The 17,343-nt window shown below is 68.7% G+C and carries 19 protein-coding genes; 6 read left to right on the forward strand and 13 right to left on the reverse strand.

Annotated elements, in window-relative coordinates; all coding sequences use genetic code 11:
- Nucleotides 1-16 precede the first annotated feature (16 nt).
- The gene (locus ABL843_RS20170; protein ID WP_418117052.1) at nucleotides 17-994 is read left to right on the forward strand and encodes a hypothetical protein; all 978 of its coding nucleotides are present in this window, start codon (nucleotides 17-19) and stop codon (nucleotides 992-994) included.
- On the opposite strand, the gene ABL843_RS20175 is transcribed toward ABL843_RS20170, so the two are convergent.
- The gene (locus ABL843_RS20175; RefSeq protein WP_418117053.1) at nucleotides 991-1,791 is read right to left on the reverse strand and encodes a helix-turn-helix domain-containing protein; all 801 of its coding nucleotides are present in this window, start codon (nucleotides 1,789-1,791) and stop codon (nucleotides 991-993) included. The genes ABL843_RS20170 and ABL843_RS20175 overlap by 4 nt on opposite strands.
- A gap of 138 nt (nucleotides 1,792-1,929) precedes the next feature.
- On the opposite strand from ABL843_RS20175, the gene ABL843_RS20180 reads away from it, so the two are divergent.
- The gene (locus ABL843_RS20180) at nucleotides 1,930-2,700 is read left to right on the forward strand and encodes an SDR family oxidoreductase (protein WP_418117054.1); all 771 of its coding nucleotides are present in this window, start codon (nucleotides 1,930-1,932) and stop codon (nucleotides 2,698-2,700) included.
- 40 nt (nucleotides 2,701-2,740) lie between these two features.
- The gene (locus tag ABL843_RS20185) at nucleotides 2,741-3,595 is read left to right on the forward strand and encodes an NAD(P)-dependent oxidoreductase (RefSeq protein ID WP_418117055.1); all 855 of its coding nucleotides are present in this window, start codon (nucleotides 2,741-2,743) and stop codon (nucleotides 3,593-3,595) included.
- A 27-nt stretch (nucleotides 3,596-3,622) separates the two neighbouring features.
- Here the strand turns inward: ABL843_RS20185 and ABL843_RS20190 are convergent, their stop codons facing one another.
- The gene (locus tag ABL843_RS20190; RefSeq protein ID WP_418117056.1) at nucleotides 3,623-4,621 is read right to left on the reverse strand and encodes an Hsp33 family molecular chaperone HslO; all 999 of its coding nucleotides are present in this window, start codon (nucleotides 4,619-4,621) and stop codon (nucleotides 3,623-3,625) included.
- A gap of 39 nt (nucleotides 4,622-4,660) precedes the next feature.
- The gene (locus ABL843_RS20195; protein WP_418117057.1) at nucleotides 4,661-5,185 is read right to left on the reverse strand and encodes a gamma carbonic anhydrase family protein; all 525 of its coding nucleotides are present in this window, start codon (nucleotides 5,183-5,185) and stop codon (nucleotides 4,661-4,663) included.
- 40 nt (nucleotides 5,186-5,225) lie between these two features.
- Between ABL843_RS20195 and ABL843_RS20200 the strand changes: the two genes are divergently transcribed.
- Nucleotides 5,226-6,041: a ferritin-like domain-containing protein gene (locus tag ABL843_RS20200; protein ID WP_418117058.1), complete on the forward strand. Its 816-nt coding sequence runs from the start codon at nucleotides 5,226-5,228 to the stop codon at nucleotides 6,039-6,041.
- Between the two features lie 27 nt (nucleotides 6,042-6,068).
- On the opposite strand, the gene ABL843_RS20205 is transcribed toward ABL843_RS20200, so the two are convergent.
- The 8 genes from ABL843_RS20205 to ABL843_RS20240 all read right to left on the reverse strand — a co-directional run bounded on the left by ABL843_RS20205 (nucleotide 6,069) and on the right by ABL843_RS20240 (nucleotide 13,189).
- Complete coding sequence (locus ABL843_RS20205; RefSeq protein ID WP_126025841.1) at nucleotides 6,069-6,515, reverse strand: MaoC family dehydratase; 447 nt, start codon at nucleotides 6,513-6,515, stop codon at nucleotides 6,069-6,071.
- Nucleotides 6,516-6,568: 53 nt separating this feature from the next.
- Nucleotides 6,569-7,702 carry a thiolase family protein gene (locus ABL843_RS20210; RefSeq protein ID WP_184641310.1) on the reverse strand — a complete coding sequence of 378 codons (1,134 nt, stop codon included), beginning with the start codon at nucleotides 7,700-7,702 and terminating at the stop codon, nucleotides 6,569-6,571.
- Between the two features lie 93 nt (nucleotides 7,703-7,795).
- The gene (locus tag ABL843_RS20215) at nucleotides 7,796-8,371 is read right to left on the reverse strand and encodes a TetR/AcrR family transcriptional regulator (RefSeq protein WP_418117059.1); all 576 of its coding nucleotides are present in this window, start codon (nucleotides 8,369-8,371) and stop codon (nucleotides 7,796-7,798) included.
- 76 nt (nucleotides 8,372-8,447) lie between these two features.
- Complete coding sequence (locus ABL843_RS20220; RefSeq protein WP_369661615.1) at nucleotides 8,448-9,440, reverse strand: Bug family tripartite tricarboxylate transporter substrate binding protein; 993 nt, start codon at nucleotides 9,438-9,440, stop codon at nucleotides 8,448-8,450.
- Between the two features lie 52 nt (nucleotides 9,441-9,492).
- The gene (locus ABL843_RS20225) at nucleotides 9,493-10,473 is read right to left on the reverse strand and encodes a Bug family tripartite tricarboxylate transporter substrate binding protein (protein WP_418117060.1); all 981 of its coding nucleotides are present in this window, start codon (nucleotides 10,471-10,473) and stop codon (nucleotides 9,493-9,495) included.
- Entirely contained in the window at nucleotides 10,470-11,255 is a 786-nt protein-coding gene (locus ABL843_RS20230; RefSeq protein ID WP_418117061.1) for a DUF72 domain-containing protein, read from the reverse strand. Before ABL843_RS20230 ends, ABL843_RS20225 begins: the two co-directional genes overlap by 4 nt.
- Nucleotides 11,230-12,144 carry a site-specific tyrosine recombinase XerD gene (gene xerD / locus ABL843_RS20235; protein WP_418117062.1) on the reverse strand — a complete coding sequence of 305 codons (915 nt, stop codon included), beginning with the start codon at nucleotides 12,142-12,144 and terminating at the stop codon, nucleotides 11,230-11,232. The genes ABL843_RS20230 and xerD overlap by 26 nt, the downstream gene beginning before the upstream one ends.
- A 70-nt stretch (nucleotides 12,145-12,214) precedes the next feature.
- Nucleotides 12,215-13,189, reverse strand: a complete 975-nt coding sequence (locus tag ABL843_RS20240) for a tripartite tricarboxylate transporter substrate binding protein BugE (protein ID WP_184641314.1) — start codon at nucleotides 13,187-13,189, stop codon at nucleotides 12,215-12,217.
- Between the two features lie 114 nt (nucleotides 13,190-13,303).
- Between ABL843_RS20240 and ABL843_RS20245 the strand changes: the two genes are divergently transcribed.
- Nucleotides 13,304-14,209, forward strand: coding sequence for an AEC family transporter (locus ABL843_RS20245; RefSeq protein WP_418117063.1), 906 nt, complete (start codon nucleotides 13,304-13,306; stop codon nucleotides 14,207-14,209).
- A gap of 56 nt (nucleotides 14,210-14,265) precedes the next feature.
- Here ABL843_RS20245 and ABL843_RS20250 read toward each other — a convergent pair whose 3' ends face one another.
- Together ABL843_RS20250 and ABL843_RS20255 are read right to left on the reverse strand one after the other, a co-directional pair.
- A complete protein-coding gene (locus ABL843_RS20250) occupies nucleotides 14,266-15,018 on the reverse strand; it encodes a sulfite exporter TauE/SafE family protein (RefSeq protein WP_418117064.1) in 753 nt (250 codons plus the stop codon).
- Between the two features lie 33 nt (nucleotides 15,019-15,051).
- Nucleotides 15,052-16,320, reverse strand: coding sequence for an MFS transporter (locus tag ABL843_RS20255; protein ID WP_126025850.1), 1,269 nt, complete (start codon nucleotides 16,318-16,320; stop codon nucleotides 15,052-15,054).
- 89 nt (nucleotides 16,321-16,409) lie between these two features.
- Between ABL843_RS20255 and ABL843_RS20260 the strand changes: the two genes are divergently transcribed.
- Complete coding sequence (locus tag ABL843_RS20260; protein ID WP_184641316.1) at nucleotides 16,410-17,288, forward strand: AraC family transcriptional regulator; 879 nt, start codon at nucleotides 16,410-16,412, stop codon at nucleotides 17,286-17,288.
- The last annotated feature ends 55 nt before the right edge of the window (nucleotides 17,289-17,343 follow it).

Raw genomic sequence — 17,343 nt, forward strand, 5'->3', positions numbered from 1 at the left:
CATTACCGGAGACCCGATGCCCCTTTCGACCGCCGCGCGCATCGCGCTTCTTCCTTCCGCTCTGGCCGCCCTGCTGCTGTCGGCCACCGGCCCGGTCCACGCGGCACCTGTCGCGGCCACCGTCGAGAACGGCACCACCACCACCGCCTGCGCCGAGGAAGACAACGTCTCGCTGACCCTGCGCGGCGAAGGCATCCGCCACATGCGCATCGAGGCGCTGCAGCCCGACTACCTCGACAAGATCGGCAACGACGTCACCGCACCCGACTTCTCGGGCTGCAACTTCGACGGCGGCGAGCATCCCACCGACCCGGCCTATCGCTTCCGCAAGCGCACCGTGGTGCTGATGGACAACGCCCGGTGGCGCATCGTCGGCATGACCCTGCCGAGCTTCTGGCGCCCGCAGCGGGTGCCCGTGCAGGTGGGCAAGCGCAAGGACCGCGGCTTCCACCTGCTGCAGGTTTTCAGGAAGGAGAACGGCAAGCCGCTCGAAGCCATCGTGCTCTATCCGTCGGATGGCTACTGGCGCATCAAGCCGCTGCCCGAGGCGCGCTTCGGCGACGGGGTGTACGGCTCGTCCTTCCTGCTCGGCCCGGTCGAGGCCGCCGCGCGGCCGGTGGTGAACATCGCGTCGATCCGCATCGTGCCGCGCCCGCTGGCCATCCACGTGCGCTTCACCGACGGCGGCAGTGCCGCGGTGAAGGTCGAGGAGATCAGCCGCGCGCGCACCGCGCTCGACGTGACGCTGTCGAAGCCCACCGCGAACGCCCAGCCCTTCGCGGTGCTGCGCTCGATGTACGTCACGCCCGACAACGCCGACGTGAGCGAAGTGCGCTGGCAGGCATCGCCCCAGGCGGCGCAGCAGGTGCTGCCGCTGCCGGAAGTGAAGAGCCTCCAGGCCACGCAGGTGCGCTTTGGCCGCAGCCTGCCGTCGAAGCACAACACGAGCGCGCCGGACATCTCGTTCGGCGGGTTCGACGATGCGGCACGCTAGCCCGCGCGCCGCACTTCGCCCGGCGTGACGCCGAGCACACGCCGCATGCAGCGCGCCATGTGGCTCTGGTGCGAGAAGCCGCTCTCCAGCGCCACGAGGCTCGCCGGCATCTCGCTGCGCAGCAGCAGGCCGCGCGCACGGTCGACGCGGCGGTGCACCACATACTCGTGCACCGGCAGGCCGATGGAGCGCTTGAACTGCGTCTTCAGGTGCGAGGCGCTGAGGCCTGCGATACCGGCCAGCGCGGCCAGCGAGAGATCGCCGTCCAGGTGTGCTTCGATGTACTCGGTCACGCGGCGCAGCTGCGGCCGCGTCAGCTCCTGTGCCGATGCCGTGCCTGCGGCGGCCTCCTGCCCCGCGAGCAGCTGCACCGCGAGCGCGGTGCCCAGGCTGTCGGTGTAGAGCCTGCCGTTGGGAAAGCCAGCGCGGCGCTCCGCGTCGAGCGCCCAAGCGACGTGCTCGATCCGCGCGTCACGGAACTGGTGGCGCTGGTCGAGCACGGCCCGCTCGGGCGGCAGGCCCATCTCGTCGGCTGTGCGGCTCAGCAGCGAAGGCGGCATGCGCACCACGACCGAGGTGCTCGGCGCTTCCTCGTGCCAGACGTCGGAGATGCCGGCCGGCAGGATGTCGAGGTCGCCGCGCGTGTAGAGGAAGCTGTGCAGCCTGCAAGCCCCGGCCACCGGACCGCCGGTGTGTAGCTTGATGCGATGGTCGGGCAGCGCGTCGTAGCCGACCACGCCGCCGGGCGTCTGCCGCAGGTCCACCTGCAGGCGGGTGTCCGTATCGGTTTTGCTCATCGGAACATTATCGAGCGCCGCCTTGCACGGCGCTGTCCGTTCGTGCTCCGGCGCGGCCGAACGTGCGCGACCGCAAGAGCACCGATCCGGATCATTCGCAGCCTTGAACTTCATCCATTGCAAGGCACGCGAATCATCATGACGAACGACATCTACGGCGGTAAAAAGGCCGTCATCACCGGCGGAACCATCGGCATGGGCCTGGCCACCGCACAGGCGCTGCTCGCGGGCGGCGCCGAAGTGCTGGTGACCGGGCGCAACCCCGCGAACCTCGAAGCTGCGCGGCGCACGCTCGGCGCGGGCGCCCACGTGCTGGCGTCCGACGCCGCCTCGCTGGCCGACATCGACACGCTGGCGGCCACGGTGCGCGAGCGCTTCGGCCGCATCGATCTGCTGCACATCAACGCCGGCATCTCCACGCTGGAGCCCTTCGAACAGGTGACGGAGGCCGGCTACGACCGCGCCTTCGCCATCAACACCAAGGGTCCGTTCTTCACCGTGCAGCGCCTGGCGCCGCTGATCCGCGAGGGCGGCGCCATCGTGGTCACTTCATCGATCGCGGACGAAGGCGGCATGCATGGCATGAGCGTCTACAGCGCCACCAAGGCCGCGCTGCGCTCCTTCGCCTCGGGCTTCGCGGCGGAGCTGATGGCGCGGCGCATCCGCGTGAACGTGGTGAGCCCGGGCTTCATCGACACGCCCACGCTGGGCGTGGCCGATGCGACGCCGGAGGAACGCGCCGAATTCATCCGGCTGGGCGACCAGATCACGCCGATGCGGCGCCACGGCACCGCCGACGAAGTGGCCCGCGCGGTGCTGTTCTTCGCCTTCGAGGCGACCTTCACGACCGGCGCGCGGCTCACCGTCGACGGCGGGCTGGGCCAGAAGCTGACGCCGGCCGCGGCCTGACTGCACCTGATCGACACGAAAACATGGAACGGAGAACGACATGACCGACGTATCCCTCATCGGCCTCGGCCCCATGGGCATCGCGCTCGCGCACGCACTGCAACCGAAATACACGCTGACGCTCTGGAACCGCACCGCCGGGCGCGCCCACCCGCTGCTGAACCAGGGCACCCTGCTCGCCACGGATGCGCGCAGCGCCGCCGAGGCGAGCCCCATCGTGCTGATGTGCGTGGCCGACTACGCCGCGGCCCGCTCGATCCTCGCCCAGCCCGGCGCGATGCAGGCCCTGCGCGGCAAGGTGCTGGTGCAGCTGAGCACCGGCACGCCGCAGGACGCGCGCGACGCCTGGGCCGCCGCGGACGGCGTGGCCTACCTCGATGGCGCCCTGCTCGCCACGCCCGGCCAGATCGGCCGGCCCGACACGCCGCTCTTCATTTCGGGCGAGGAGCGCGCGCTGGCCATCTGCCGCCCGGTGCTCGAAACCATCGCCGGCCGCCTCATGTACATGGGCGAGCCGGTCGGCAACGCCGCGGCCTGGGACCTCGCGACGCTGTCGTGCATGTTCGGCGCGATGAGCGGCTTCTTCCACGGCGCTCGCATCTGCGAGGCCGAAAGGCTGGGCGTGGGCGAGTTCGGCCGGATGATCGGTGCGATATCGCCGGTGCTGGGGGAGATGATCCGCGCCGAGGGCGATGCCATCGAGGCCGGGAGCTACGGCGAGCCCCAGAGCTCGATGGCCACCTGCGCGGGCTCCGGCCGGCTGTTCGTGAAGCAGGCGCGCGAGGCCGGCCTGGACGGGAGCTTTCCGGCTTTCCTGGCCGGCATGTTCGACCGCGCGCTGGCGGCCGGTTTCGCGCACGAGCGCCTCGCCGCGATGATCAAGGTGCTGCGCTGACTGAAAAAGAGGCGGCGACGGTGCCGCCTACTGCACGACGGAGCTGCCCGGAACCCGGTCGCCCACCGGCGTGAAGATCTGCGCGGCGTCGACAGCATCGAAGCGGTACTGCTTGCCGCAGAAGTCGCAGCCCACCTCGATGTTGCCGCGCTCGGCGAGGATGCTCTCGGCCTCCTGCTCGCCGAGGCCGCGGATCATCTGCGCCACGCGCTCGCGGCCGCATGTGCAGGCGAAGCGCGGTCCGAGCATGCCGGCCTGCGGCTCGAAGCGCAGCAGCTTCTCTTCCCAGAACAGGCGGCGCAGGATGGTCTCGACATCGAGCGTGAGCAGTTCGTCGCGCGTGAGGCTCGACGCGAGGATGGAGATGCGGTTGTAGTCCTCGTTACGGCCGATCTGGTCTTCGTTGGCCTGATCGTGGTCCTTGTCGGCGGTGCCTTCGAGGTTGCCCTCGCCCTTCACCGGCAGGCGCTGGATCAGCAGGCCCGCGGCCACCTTGTCGTCGGCGGCCAGCACCAGCGTGGTGTCGAGCTGTTCGCTTTGCAGCATGTAGTGCTGAAGCACGTCGCTGAGCTTGCCGAGCTTCTCGCCGTCGTCGCCGAAGAGCGGCACGACGCCCTGGTAGGGGGTGGTGCCCGGCAGCTTGTCCTTGGGGTCGAGCGTGATGGCGCAGCGGCCCTTGTTGTTCACGTTGACCATGTCGGGCAGGTGCGCGTCGGCCGGCAGCTCGCCCATCACCTTGGCGGTCGCGCGCAGGCTCAGGTCGGGCTTGGACTCGGCCACCGCCACCTTGACGGGGCCGTCGCCGAAGATCTGCAGGATCAGCGCACCGTTGAACTTGATGTTGGCCTGCATCAGCGTGGCAGCCGCCGTCATCTCGCCGAGCAGTTCGACCACCGGCTCCGGATAGGCGCCGGTGGCGGTATTGGAGGCGCGCCGCGCGAGGATCTCCTGCCACGCGTCCGTCAGGCGCACGATCATGCCGCGCACCGGCAGGCCATCGAACAGGAATTTGTGCAGCTCGCTCAAAACGTCTTCTTTCTGTGTGTGTGCCTGCGACCGGGATGGTCAGGCGATCTTCTTCAACCCTTTGGCAAAGCGCCGGGCGTTTTTCACGTAGTTCTCCGCGCCCTGGCGCAGCTTGGCGGCGGCCTCGTCGTCGAGGGTGCGCACCACCTTGGCGGGCGAGCCCATGATGAGCGAGTTGTCGGGAAACTCCTTGCCCTCGGTCACCACGCTGCCGGCGCCAACGATCGAGTTGCGGCCGATCCTCGCGTTATTCAAGACCACCGCCTGAATGCCGACCAGCGTGTTGTCGCCGATGGTGCAGCCATGCAGCATCACCTGGTGGCCGACGGTCACGTTGTCGCCGACGGTCAGGGGGCAGCCGATGTCGGCGTGCAGCACCGACAGGTCCTGGATGTTGCTGTTGCGCCCGATGCTCAGCGTCTCGGTGTCGCCTCGCAGCACCGCGCCGAACCACACGTTGGCGTTCTCCGCCAGCCTGACGTTGCCCATCACCTCCGCGGTGTCGGCCACCCATGCACCTTCGCCCACCTGGGGTGCCACGCCGTCGAGTTCGTAGAGCGCCATTGTTCCGGTCCCTGCAAGGTCAAAACCTAGAATTGTAGGGATGCACCCCCGATTGAGCGCGCTGGCCGCGCTTCGCCTTACAGACCCCGATGAAAAGGTGGCCGCCACCCGTGCCATCCCGCTGGACGGCGCTACCGAATCCATAGCAGCCCAGGCGATCCGCACGCCCGGCGACGATCTCGGCGTGCCGGGCCGCCCCGAGCGCCCGCTGCGCGTGGCCGCCACCGCCGTGCAGAAGCGCTCGCCCTTCACCACCGAGGGACGCGCGGCGCTGGTCCATTCGATCTGCCACATCGAGTTCAACGCCATCAACCTCGCGCTCGACGCCGTCTGGCGCTACGACGGCATGCCCCAGGCCTACTACCGCGACTGGCTGCGCGTGGCCCATGAAGAGGCGCTGCACTTCACCCTTCTGCACGCGCACCTGCAGGACATGGGCTGGCGCTATGGCGACTTCCCCGGCCACGACGGCCTGTGGAACATGTGCGAGAAGACCAAGGACGACGTGCTCGCCCGCATGGCGCTGGTGCCGCGCACGCTGGAGGCGCGCGGGCTCGACGCCACGCCGCTCATCCAGGGCAAGCTCAAGCGCGTGAACACACCCGATGCGCTGCGCGCGGTGGAGATCCTCGACATCATCCTGCGCGACGAGGTGGGCCACGTGGCCATCGGCAACCACTGGTACCGCTGGCTGTGCGAGCGCGAGGGCATCGACCCGGAAGCGGCCTACCCCGGGCTCGTGGCGCGCTACGACGCGCCGCGGCACAAGCCGCCGTTCAACTTCGAGGCGCGCGGGCGTGCGGGCTTCAGCGCGGAAGAGTTGCGCCAGCTCTCGCAGACGCAGGACAAGGCCTGAGGCCGCCGCTCTTCTTTCCTCTTCGGCTCAGGCCGGACGCGCCTGCACCACCAGCTTCGGCATGAAATGCTGGAGCACGTCGCCATGCTGGTTGAGCGTCTGGCAGCGCATCGCCACCATCGCGCGGCCGGGTTTGGAGCGCGAGGGCACGATGTCGACGACCTCGCCCTCCACATGCAGCACGTCGCCGGGCCGCGTCGGCTTGGGCCACTGCAGTTCGCCGCCCGAGCCGATGATTCCGTCGGCCAGCGGAAGGCCGCTTTCGACCAGCAGCTTCATCGTGAGCGCAGCCGTGTGCCAGCCGCTCGCCGCGAGGCCGCCGAAGAATGTGCTCTTGGCAGCCTCTTCGTCGGTATGAAAGGGCTGCGGATCGAATTGCTGCGCGAAGGCCTTGATCTGCGCCGCGTCGAGCGCGTGCTCCGCGCTCTTGAAACGGTCGCCGACCTTCAGGTCTTCGAGATACAGCTTGGCCATGGGGTCTCCTTTGTCGTGGGTGGCGATCGCCATTCTCGCGGGCGGCGCGGCCTTCAGACGCGCTCGAGGATCGTCGCGATGCCCTGCCCTCCGCCGATGCACTGGGTGGCCAGCGCGTAGCGGCCGTTCTCGCGTGCCAGCAGCGACGCCGCCTTGCCGGTGATGCGCGCACCGGTCGCGCCCAGCGGATGGCCGATCGACAGCCCGCCGCCATCGAGGTTGATCTTCGCCGGATCGAGCCCGAGGTCGCGGATGCAGGCCAGCGCCTGCGAGGAGAAGGCTTCGTTGATCTCGATCACGTCGAGGTCGGCCGCGCTCAGGCCCGCGCGCGCCAGCGCCTTGCGCGTGGCGGGGATCGGGCCGATGCCCATGATCGCCGGGTCGACGCCCACGGTGGCGAACGAGCGGATGCGCGCCAGCGCCTTCAGGCCGTGCTTCGCCGCGAATTCGTCGCTGGTGACGAGCACTGCGGCCGCGCCGTCGGTCAGCGGAGAAGAGGTGCCTGCCGTCACCACGCCGTCAGGGCGGAACGCGGGCTTGAGGTTCGCCAGTGCCTCGGCGGAAGTGGTCGGACGGATGCAGCCATCGGCATCGATCACGTCGCCCGAAGCCAGGCGCACCGGCACGATCTCGCCGGCAAGCCGCCCCTGCGAACGCGCCTCGGCCGCCTTGCGATGCGACTCCACCGCGAAGGCCTCCTGGTCGGCGCGGCTCACGTTCCAGCGCTGCGCCACGTTCTCGGCGGTCTCGCCCATCGAGATATAGGCGTCGGTGTTCTCCTTGAGCTCCGGGCTCGGTGAGAAGTTGAAGCCGCCCTGCGGCACCATCGTCATCGACTCCACGCCCACGCACAGGAACGCATCGCCCATGCCCGCCTCGATCTGCGCGGCGGCGATGTGCACGGCCTGCATCGACGAGCCGCAGAAGCGGTTGACCGTCATGCCGCCCACCTCGTGCGGAAGGCCGGCCAGCAACCCGACGATGCGCGCGAGGTTGTTGCCCTGCGAGGCCTCGGGGTAGGCGCAACCGAGGATGACGTCTTCGAGCAGCGCGGGGTCGAGGTCGGTGCGCTGCAGCAGGCCGCGCACCACGCCGGCGGCCAGCGTGTCGGGGCGCACCTCGGCGAGCGCGCCTTTCTTCGCGAAGTGGAACGGGGAACGGGCGTAGGCGGAAATGACGGCTTTCATGAATGCTCTCCAGCAGATTGACTACCTTCCAATCGGTAGGCTTCGAGGTCGAAAAATAAGCACGCCGAAGCGTGCCTGCACGGGGCCGGGCGCTCAGCCCGGCAAGGAACTCCTGAGTTGGGCGATGGCCTCGTCGAAGTCGTCGACGCGGCCCGTCATGCGCGCCGACAGCAGCGCGCCCTGGCAAACGGAAAAGACGTAGGCGGCCAGCGAAGCCACCGACGCGCCGGTCTTGCGCTCCGTCATCAGCGCGCCCAGCACCCCGGTGAGCCACGTCACCTGCGTGTTGCGCAGCTCCTGCACGGCAAGGCGAAGCTCGTCGTTGATGACGCCCCAGCCGGGAGCCACCGCCCCCGCGGGACACATGCCCGAGCCGGCCCTGAGCGTGTTGCGGTACATGCGGAAATACGATTCGAGCGCGTCCTTCGGGTCGCGCGCCCGGGCGGCGTCCCAGTCCTTGAAGCCCTGCGTGGCCGCGCGGATCACCGCGACGCCCAGCGCCTCCTTGGTCGGGAAGTGGTGGTACAGGCTGGCCTTGCGCACGCCGACCGCGTCGGCCACGTCCTGGAAGCTGAAGCCCAGGTAGGAACGGGTTTCGATGAAGCCGCGCGCCACCGCGAGGATCTGCTCGCGGGTGCTGCCAGCGGCGAGTGCTGTGGCGTTGGTCATCTACCTACTATAAGGTAGGCAAGGCCAAGCCACAAGCCGGAGTGTCATCCAGGCGTCAGCGCGCCTTTGCGGTTTTTCAATCGGCCTTGATGCCCGCCGCCTTGACGATGCGCCCGTTGCTCTCGAACTCGCTGGCGATTTCCTTCGCGAACGCGGCCGGGGTGCCGCCGGTCGGCACGTTGTCGGTGGCCGTGAGCTTGGCGCGCAGCTCGGGGGTGGCCAGCGCCTTGTTGATCTCGGCGTTGTACTTCGCGACCAGCGCCGGCGGCGTGGCCGCCGGCGCGAACACGCCGAACAGCGAATTGATGTTCGCCGCCTTGTAGCCCAGTTCACCCAGCGTGGGCACCTGCGGGAGGCTGTCGAGCCGGGCTGGGGCACCCACCGCCAGCGGGCGCAGCTTGCCCGACTGGATGTGCGAGGAGAGCGTCGGGCTAGCGTTGGTCGAAAGAATCTCGAACTGCCCGCCGATCGCGTCGTTGAGCTGCTGGCCGCCGCCCTTGTAAGGCACATGCGTGATGTCCACGCTCGCCGCCGCGCGCAGCTGCTCCAGCACGATGTGGCCCAGCGAGGCCGGCCCCGAGGTAGCCCAGCGCACCGCGCCCGGATGCGCCTTGGCATCGTCGATGAGAGCGCGGAAGTCCTTCGCCTTGCTCGCCGGCGTGGCGATCAGCAGCACCGGCGAATACATCACGCTGGCCACCGGCGCCACGTCCTTCAGCGGATCGAAGGGCAGCTTGCCCAGGTGCGGGCTCAGCACCAGCGGGCTGATGGCCGAGAAGCCCAGCGTCGCACCGTCGGGCGCGGCCTTGGCGACGGCGTCCATGCCGATGGCCCCGCTCGCGCCCGCGCGGTTGTCGACGATCACCGTGACGCCCATCTGGGCCGCGAGCCGGTCGCCCAGCGCACGCGCGACCACGTCGCTGACGCCGCCCGCCGGATAGGCGACGATGAGGCGCACGGTCTTGGGCACGGCCTGCGCGAAGGCGCCGGATGCGGCGCACAGCGCGGCGGCGGCGAGGAGTCGGGTCGCCGTGCGGCGCGAGGGCTTCGGGGAAGCGAGGAAATTCATGGTGTCGTGTGTGGCAGCCCTGGTCGTCTGCCTGCTTGCGTGATGGATGGCGTCAGTCCAGTTGCAGCTTGCGCTCCTTGATCAGCCTGGACCACTTCTCATTGTCCGCCTTCACGAAAGCCGCGAACTCGGCCGGCCCGAGCGAATGCACCTCGGCGCCCGCCGTCGCGAACTTGGCCTTGATCTCGGGCTGCGCCAGCGCCCTGGCCAGCTCGCTGGAGAGCCGGTCGACGACTTCCTTCGGCATGTTCGCCGGCCCGACCAGCCCCTGGAAGCCGACCGACTCCATGCCCGCCAGCCCCAGTTCCTTGACCGTCGGCACGTCGGGCAGCTGCGGATCGCGCGCCGGGCCGGTCACCGCCAGCGCCTTGAGCTTGCCGCCCTTCACCTGCGGCAGCAGCACGCTGCCCGCGTCGATGAGGATCTGCGTCTGCCCGCCGATCAGGTCCTGCACCGCGGGGGCGCTGCCCTTGTACGGCACGTGCGTCATGTCGAGGCCGGTCACCTGGTTCATCAGCTCGCCGTTGAGGTGCGTGGAGGTGCCGTTGCCGCCCGAGGCGAAGTTGACCTTGCCCGGCTGGCCCTTGGCCCAGGCGACGAACTCCTTGAGGTTCTTCGCCGGATGGTCGGGCCGCGTCACCGCGATGTAGCTGCCCTGGCTGATCTGGCCGATGTAGGTGAACTGCCTGATCGGGTCGTAGGGCGGCTTGCTCTGCAGGTACGGCGCGATGGCGAAGGGCCCCGTGTTGGCCAGCAGCAGCGTGTACCCGTCGGCAGGCTGGCGCGTGAGCTCGGTGGCCGCGATCATGCCGCTCGCGCCGGGCTTGTAGTCGACCACGAGCTGCTGCTTGAGCGCCTCCTGCAGCGGCACCTGCACCGTGCGCGCAGCGAAGTCGATGCCACCGCCGGGCGGATAACCGACGATCAGGCGGATGGGCTTGGCGCCCGGAAAGGCCTGGGCGGCGGCGAGGCCGGCGGCTGCGGCCATTGCAAGGCCGAGCCCAAGGCCGGCGCAGAGTCTGTTGAATTTCACGTTCCGTCTCCTCTTGTCGATGATTGATTTTCCAGCAGCCGCCGCAGCGTCAGCGCGTTGCCCGTGGCCTCGCCGCCGGCCGTGTTGTCGAACACGCACCAGCACTGCGCACCCTCCTCTTTCGCGCGCTGCAGCCGCCGGGCGAGGCGCGCGAGCAGTTCCTCGTCGTAGGCGGACCAGTAGCGCCGCGGCGAACCGTGCAGCCGCAGATAGACAAGGCCCGACCAGCCGCCGGGGGCCGCGGCTTCGTCGAACAGCACCGGGTCCGCGAGCACGCGGGCCACTTCGAAATCCGACAGGAGCCCGTCGGCCTGCGGCGTGAACCAGCTGCGATGGCGCGGCTCCAGCACCACCGCGCCCCGGTGCCTGTGCCGCAGCGCGGTGAAGAAGCCGCGCACCGCTGCAGCATCGAACGCCAGGCTGGGCGGCAACTGCACGACCAGCGCACCCAGCTTGCTGCCGAGGCCCTCGACCTGCGCGGTAAACGCCTCGAAAGCCGGCATCGCACCGACCAGCCGGCGTTCGTGTGTCACCGTCTTGGGCAGCTTGACCGCGAAGCGAAACCCTTCGGGCGTGCTCGCGGCCCAGCGCTCGTAGGTCTCGCGCCGGTGCGGCCGGTAGAACGAGGAGTCGATCTCGACCGCGTCGAAGCGCTGCGCATAGCGTTCCAGGTGCGAGCCCTCGGCCGGAAACACCGGCCACAGCGCGCGCGGCAGGCTCCATCCGGCGCAGCCGATGCGCCAGTCCTGCGAAGGCTCAGCCGCGCGGATGGTGCTGCGCATGCAGCTGCTTCAGGCGCTCGCGCGCCACGTGCGTGTAGATGGTCGTCGTCGAGATGTCGGCATGCCCCAGCAGCAGTTGCACCGCGCGCAGGTCGACGCCGTGGTTCAGCAGGTGCGTGGCGAAGGCGTGGCGCAGCGTGTGCGGCGACAGCGGAACGTGGATGCCAGCCGCGGTCGCGTGCTTCTTCACGATGATCCAGAACATCACGCGCGTCATGCCCGAGCCGCGCGCCGTGACGAACAGGTCGGGCGTCTGCTGGCCGTCGAGGATGGCGGGGCGCGAATCCTCCAGGTAGCGCTCGATCCAGCGCCTCGCCTCGGCGCCGAAGGGCACCAGCCGCTCCTTGCTGCCCTTGCCGAGCACGCGCAGGACGCCGTCGTTGAGGCTCATGTCGGTGGCCTTGAGCGCCACCAGCTCGCTCACGCGCAGGCCGCTGGCGTACATCAGCTCCAGCATCGCGCGGTCGCGCAGGCCCAGCGGCGAATCGACGTCAGGCGCGCCCAGCAGGTCGTCGACCTGCTTTTCGGAAAGCGTCTTGACGGCCCTCGGCATCTGCCGCGCCGGCATGAGCCGGATGCTCGGATCGGCCGCGATACGCCGCTCGCGCAGCGCCCAGCGGTAGTAGCGCTTGAACACCGTGAGCCGGCGGTTCGCCGACGTGGCCTTGCCCTTGGTCGACAGGCGCGCGCCCATGTAGGCCTGCAGGTCGGTCTCCTTCGCGGTGTCGAGCGCGGTGCCGCTGCGCTGCGCGCCGAGCCACTGCGCGAACAGCGTCAGGTCGCGGCGATAGGCGGCCAGCGTGTTTTTCGAGAGTCCATCCTCCAGCCACAGTGCGTCGATGAAGTCGTCGATCTCGGGTGTGGTCTGCGTGGCTGCCTCTGTGCTCATGCCTTGCAAGATAACAAAAAGAAAAAGCCGCCCGGCATGCGGGCGGCTTCCCTGGTGCGAGGAGCGATCCTCAGTCGAGCTTCAGGTTCTGCTTCTTCACGACCTGCTTGTACACGTCGTACTCGGCCTTGATCTGCGCGGCGAACTGGTCGGGCGTGTTCGCCACGATCAGCGAGCCCGTGTCCTCGATGCGCTTGCGCACCGCCGGCTCTTCCACCGCCTTCTTCACGCCGGCGCTGATCTTCTCGACCACTTCCTTGGGCAGGCCCTTCGGGCCGAGGATGCCGTAGTAGGCCATGCGGTTCACCGGCTCCAGGCCCACTTCCTTGAAGGTGGGCACGTTGGGCAGCGCGGCCAGGCGCTGCGGCGCGGACACCACGATGGGAATCAGCCGGCCGCTCTGGATGAAGGGCATGGCCGAGGGGATGTTGTCGAACATGATCGGCACCTGGCCGGCCACCACGTCGTTGAGCGCCGGGCCCGCGCCGCGGTACGGGATGTGCGTGACGAAGGTGTTGGTCAGGCTCTTGTAGAGCTCCATCAGCAGGTGGCCGATGCCGCCCGTGCCCGACGAGGCGTACGAGTACTTGCCGGGGTTCTTCTTCAGCTCGGCCACGAACTCTGCGTAGTTCTTGGCCGGGAAGCTGGGGTTGACCGCGATGATGTTCGGCGTGGCCGCGATGTTGATGATCGGCGTGAAGTCGTTGATCGGGTCGTACGGCGTCTTCGGGTTGATGGCCGGGTTGGCCGCCGTGCTCGACACCGTGGCGATGCCCAGCTTGTAGCCGTCGGGCGTGGCACGGGCGGTTTCGGCCGCGCCCACGATGCCGCCGCCGCCAGCGCGGTTGATCACCACCACCGGCTGGCCCAGCACCTTGCCCAGCGGATCGGAAATCACGCGCGCCACGATGTCCGTCGTGCCGCCCGGTGCGAACGGTACGCTCAGTTCGACGGGCTTGTTGGGATAACCCTGCGCAAAGCTCTGACCCGCCACTGCAATCAGTGCCGCGGCTCCCACCATCGCGCTCCATTGACGACGTTGCATCAAAAACTCCTTGTTCTGCTGTATGTCGAAAAAACGAAGCCCGGATGCTAGCGGCTCGGGGGCCGTATCCGTGCTCTGGATTACCCATGGTCAAGCGGGTTTATCCTCGAAGCGGTGAATTACGCGCAGCTGCTCTTCCCCGACTTCTCCCTCATCGCCATCGGCTGGCTCCTGTGCCGCTACACAGCCCTCGACCGCCGCGTGTGGGACCAGGTCGAGAGCCTTGTTTACTACTTTCTATTTCCTGTGCTGCTGTTCCACTCGATCGTGCGCAGCCCGCTCGACTTCGGGGCGACATCGAGCCTGCTCACCGCAGGTGTCGGCGTGGGCGTGTGCGGCATCGTGCTGGCCTATGCCCTGCCCTTCGTTCCGGGCCTGCGCACGCACATCGACCGGCGCGACCACGCGGCGAGCGCGCAGATTGCCTTTCGCTTCAACTCGTTCATCTGCCTGGCGCTGGCGGAACGGCTCGGAGGCTCCGAGGGGCTGCTGCTGATCGCGGTGCTGATCGGCGTGTGCGTGCCGATCTTCAACATCGCGGCCGTGTGGCCGATGACGCGGCATGCGCAGACGGGGTTCGTGCGGCAGCTGGTGCGCAATCCGCTGATCGTTGCGACCGTGGCGGGGTTGCTGGCCAATGTGCTGGGGCTTACCGTGCCCACTTGGGCCACGCCTACGTTGACACGGATCGGGGCTGCTTCGCTGGCGCTTGGGCTGCTGGCTGCGGGGGCGGGGATGAAGTTCTCCACCTTGGGCACGGGCAAGGTGCTGGCCGTGTCGGTGCTGGTCATCCGGCATCTGTTGCTGCCGTTGGTGGCCTGGGTGCTGGCTCGTGCGCTTCGGCTCGATGCTGCGCAGGGGGCTGTGCTGATGGCTTTCTCTGCTGTGCCTACTGCTTCCAGCGCTTATGTGCTGGCTGCTCGCATGGGGTACAACGGGCCTTATGTGGCTGGGTTGGTGACTTTGTCTACCTTGCTGGGGGTTGCCAGCTTGCCGTTTGCTTTGACTTTGCCTCGGTGAGGGCTGTTGGGTGTTTGCTTCCCGGGGCCGGGTCTCGGCCCCGGGGAAGGAATCGCTCAGCTACGAGAAAGCAAAGCCGGAACAGCAGAAGCCAACAGCGCAACCCCGGAAGCAGTCAACAACCCCAAAACAATCTTCCGAAACGCAACCTCACTGATCCCGATATAAAGCCGCGCCCCCAATAACACAGGCACAGCCACCGCCACCGCCACCACCCCCAGCAAAGGCAAGAGAGAACGCCCGATATTCCCGCTGAACAGGTGGATGCCGAACGCCACCAGCAACATCGACAGATTGAAGTTCTGGATCACCGCCCGCTGCGTATCCCGCTGAAACCCGCGCAACGTGCACCACAGCGTGGGAATGGTCCCCGAGAACCCGCCGATGCCGGCCATCGCACCGCCGATGGCCCCTGCAACCCCATCGGCGACGCGCCCGCCGAACGAAAGCTTCGGCAGGTGCTGCGACATCAGCATCGCCGGGCACCACAGCACCAACAGTAGCCCGAGGCACAGCTTGAAGACGACGAGATCCAGATGCGGCAGCAGCCAGACGCCGAAGGGCACGCCCACCAGTCCGCCAAGCAGGAAAGGCCAGAGAACGCTCTTGTCGAAGGAACGTCGCACGGTGACCGCGGCGATCACCTGCCCCGTCATCGCGCCGAAGAGCGCGAGCAAGGCGGCGAGCCGGGGCTCCAGCGTCCAGGCCCAGACGGACATCGCCACCATGCCGAACGCAAAGCCGGAGAGGCCCTGCACGAAACCCGCCAGCACGGCGCCGACGATCACATAGACATACAGGGCTTGCATGCGGCCGATGATATCGGCCGGGGTTCTTCAGCTTCAGGCCGGCACGAGCGCCGTGCGCCGCACCCGGCGCACGTTGAACGCGCTGGCGATGAGCACGCCCTGCACCAGCGCCAGCCCCACGATCACGCTCGTGTACTGGCCGTGATCCATCAGCCGGCCGAACACCAGCGGCGCCACGGCCTGCCCGATGTCGAGGCCGGCGTAGACCACGCCGTAGACACGGCCGGTGGCGTTGGGCGGCGTCGACTTCTTCACCAGCAGGTCGCGCGAAGGCCCGGCGACGCCCGAGACGAAACCCATCGCACCAAAGAGTGCCGGCACGATGACCGGCGGGAAGTCGGCAAAGGCCAGCAGCAGCGCCAGCGCGGCGGCCAGGCCGAAGCCCACGCCCACGATGCGCTCGCAGCGCGACGGATCGGATGCCAGGAAACCGCCAGCCACCATGCCCACCGCGCTCGCCACCATGTAGACAGTGAGGCACACGGCCACCAGCGCCACGGGCACCGCGTGAAGGTGCCCCGCGGCCACGGGCGCGAAGGTCTGCACCACGCTGATGACCACGGCATAGAAGAAGAAGAAACCGAAGCACATCCACACGGCCGGGATGCGCAGGAAGTCGAACTCGCCGCCGGCGGGCGAGGACTCGCCCTGTCCAGTGGCCTTGTGCACGGCCGCGGCGTCGAGCGACAGCACGCTGCGGTAGATCCACAGCACCAGCAGCACGACCAGGGCAACCGCGCCCGCCGAAGCCAGCGCCACGCGCCACGAGAAGGCAATGGCGATCGGCACCACGAAGGCCGGCGCCAGCGCCCAGCCCAGGCTGCCGGTGATGCCGTGCACGCTGTAGGCATGGCCCAGGCGCGTGGGCGCGACCTTGCGGTTGAACAGCGTGTAGTCCACCGGGTGGAACACGCCGTTGCCGATGCCGCCGACCACGGCGCACACCAGCAGCATCCAGTAGCTCTGCGCCAGGGCATAGCCGAAAGCCGCCAGCCCCAGCGCCCCGAGCCCCACGAAGAGCACCGGCCGCGGACCCAGCTTGTCGACGATGAAGCCCGAAGCCGCCTGCACGATGCACGAGACCACGAAGAACACCGTGAGCACCGCGCCCAGCTCGACATAACTCACGTTGAACGCGTCCTTCAGCCACGGGAACAGCGGCGCCAGGATGAGCTGGCTGAAGTGGCTGACCGCGTGGGCCAGGCCGACCAGCCCGATCAGCTTGGCGTCGGTGCCCAAGGTATTGGAAGAAGGCGGGGAAGCGGGGGCAGAAGCGGCGCTCGCGGGCGAGTTGGAAGACATGGATTGCTACAAAAAAACGGGGCAGGCACCGATGCTATGCGCCGGGGAAGCGGCAGAATGGCGATACAGCGACAACATTTGTCGAAACCATGCCAAGCGCCGCCTCACCCCCCTCCAGGAGCGCCGCGACCGCCGCCAGGCTGCGCGGGCCCACCCCGATCAACAGCGTTGCCTCCCTCACGCCGCACCTGTACGCGCCCGACGCGGTGCGGCCGTTGCGCGCCAAGGAGCACTTCCTGAGCGCCGACACGCTGGTCGAGCTGCACGAGCACCCGTGGCCACAGCTCACCTTTTCCACCCGCGGCGTGATCCGCCTGAGCACGCAGGACGGCAGCTACATCGTCCCGCCCTCTCGCGCGCTCTGGGTGCCCGCCAACATGCCGCACAGCATCACGCTGATCGAAGATGCCGAACTGCGCACCGTCTACCTGCACGCCTGGATCGCGCCCTCCTGGGAGAAATGCGAGGTGCTCGAGATCAGCCCGCTGTTGCGCGCATTGATGCTGGCGCTCGACACCACGCCCGACGGCCTGCCGCCGGCAGACGTGCACGCTCCGCAGCGCGAGCGGATGATCGCGCCGCTCCTGGTCGACGAGCTGGAGCGTGCCACGCAGATCCGCATCGACGTGCCGCTGCCCACCGACAAGCGCCTGCGCCAGCTCTGCGAGACGCTGCTGCGCAACCCGGCCGACCGCGCCACGCTGGCCGAGCGCGCCGCCGCCATCGGCGCCAGCGAGCGCACGGTGGCGCGCCTGTTCCGCGACCAGCTCGGCATGAGCTGGCAGCAATGGCGCCAGCAGGCCGTGATGGCGCACGCGCTGCCGCTGCTGGCGCGCGGCATGGCGGTGAGCCAGGTGGCTGCCGCCAGCGGCTACGCCACCGACAGCGCCTTCTGCGCGATGTTCAAGGCCGCCACCGGCCGCTCGCCCACCTCGTTCCAGCACCGCAAGCGGCCCGCGCCCGCCTGAGCGGCGCGCCCCGGGCAACCGGGGTATCGAGGAATGGATGCTTCACGTCGCTCTG

This window comes from Variovorax sp. 350MFTsu5.1 (genome assembly GCF_048302515.1).
GTDB lineage: Bacteria > Pseudomonadota > Gammaproteobacteria > Burkholderiales > Burkholderiaceae_C > Variovorax > Variovorax guangxiensis.

Coding starts and splice junctions, on each gene's coding strand:
- ABL843_RS20255 (WP_126025850.1), bottom strand. CDS start 16,320: ATGTCTTCCAACTCGCCCGCGAGCGCCGCTTCTGCCCCCGCTTCCCCG.
- ABL843_RS20180 (WP_418117054.1), top strand. CDS start 1,930: ATGACGAACGACATCTACGGCGGTAAAAAGGCCGTCATCACCGGCGGA.
- ABL843_RS20260 (WP_184641316.1), top strand. CDS start 16,410: ATGCCAAGCGCCGCCTCACCCCCCTCCAGGAGCGCCGCGACCGCCGCC.
- ABL843_RS20230 (WP_418117061.1), bottom strand. CDS start 11,255: ATGCGCAGCACCATCCGCGCGGCTGAGCCTTCGCAGGACTGGCGCATC.
- ABL843_RS20185 (WP_418117055.1), top strand. CDS start 2,741: ATGACCGACGTATCCCTCATCGGCCTCGGCCCCATGGGCATCGCGCTC.
- ABL843_RS20170 (WP_418117052.1), top strand. CDS start 17: ATGCCCCTTTCGACCGCCGCGCGCATCGCGCTTCTTCCTTCCGCTCTG.
- ABL843_RS20250 (WP_418117064.1), bottom strand. CDS start 15,018: ATGCAAGCCCTGTATGTCTATGTGATCGTCGGCGCCGTGCTGGCGGGT.
- ABL843_RS20220 (WP_369661615.1), bottom strand. CDS start 9,440: ATGAATTTCCTCGCTTCCCCGAAGCCCTCGCGCCGCACGGCGACCCGA.
- ABL843_RS20195 (WP_418117057.1), bottom strand. CDS start 5,185: ATGGCGCTCTACGAACTCGACGGCGTGGCACCCCAGGTGGGCGAAGGT.
- ABL843_RS20205 (WP_126025841.1), bottom strand. CDS start 6,515: ATGGCCAAGCTGTATCTCGAAGACCTGAAGGTCGGCGACCGTTTCAAG.
- ABL843_RS20240 (WP_184641314.1), bottom strand. CDS start 13,189: ATGCAACGTCGTCAATGGAGCGCGATGGTGGGAGCCGCGGCACTGATT.
- ABL843_RS20175 (WP_418117053.1), bottom strand. CDS start 1,791: ATGAGCAAAACCGATACGGACACCCGCCTGCAGGTGGACCTGCGGCAG.
- ABL843_RS20210 (WP_184641310.1), bottom strand. CDS start 7,702: ATGAAAGCCGTCATTTCCGCCTACGCCCGTTCCCCGTTCCACTTCGCG.
- ABL843_RS20200 (WP_418117058.1), top strand. CDS start 5,226: ATGCACCCCCGATTGAGCGCGCTGGCCGCGCTTCGCCTTACAGACCCC.
- ABL843_RS20215 (WP_418117059.1), bottom strand. CDS start 8,371: ATGACCAACGCCACAGCACTCGCCGCTGGCAGCACCCGCGAGCAGATC.
- xerD (WP_418117062.1), bottom strand. CDS start 12,144: ATGAGCACAGAGGCAGCCACGCAGACCACACCCGAGATCGACGACTTC.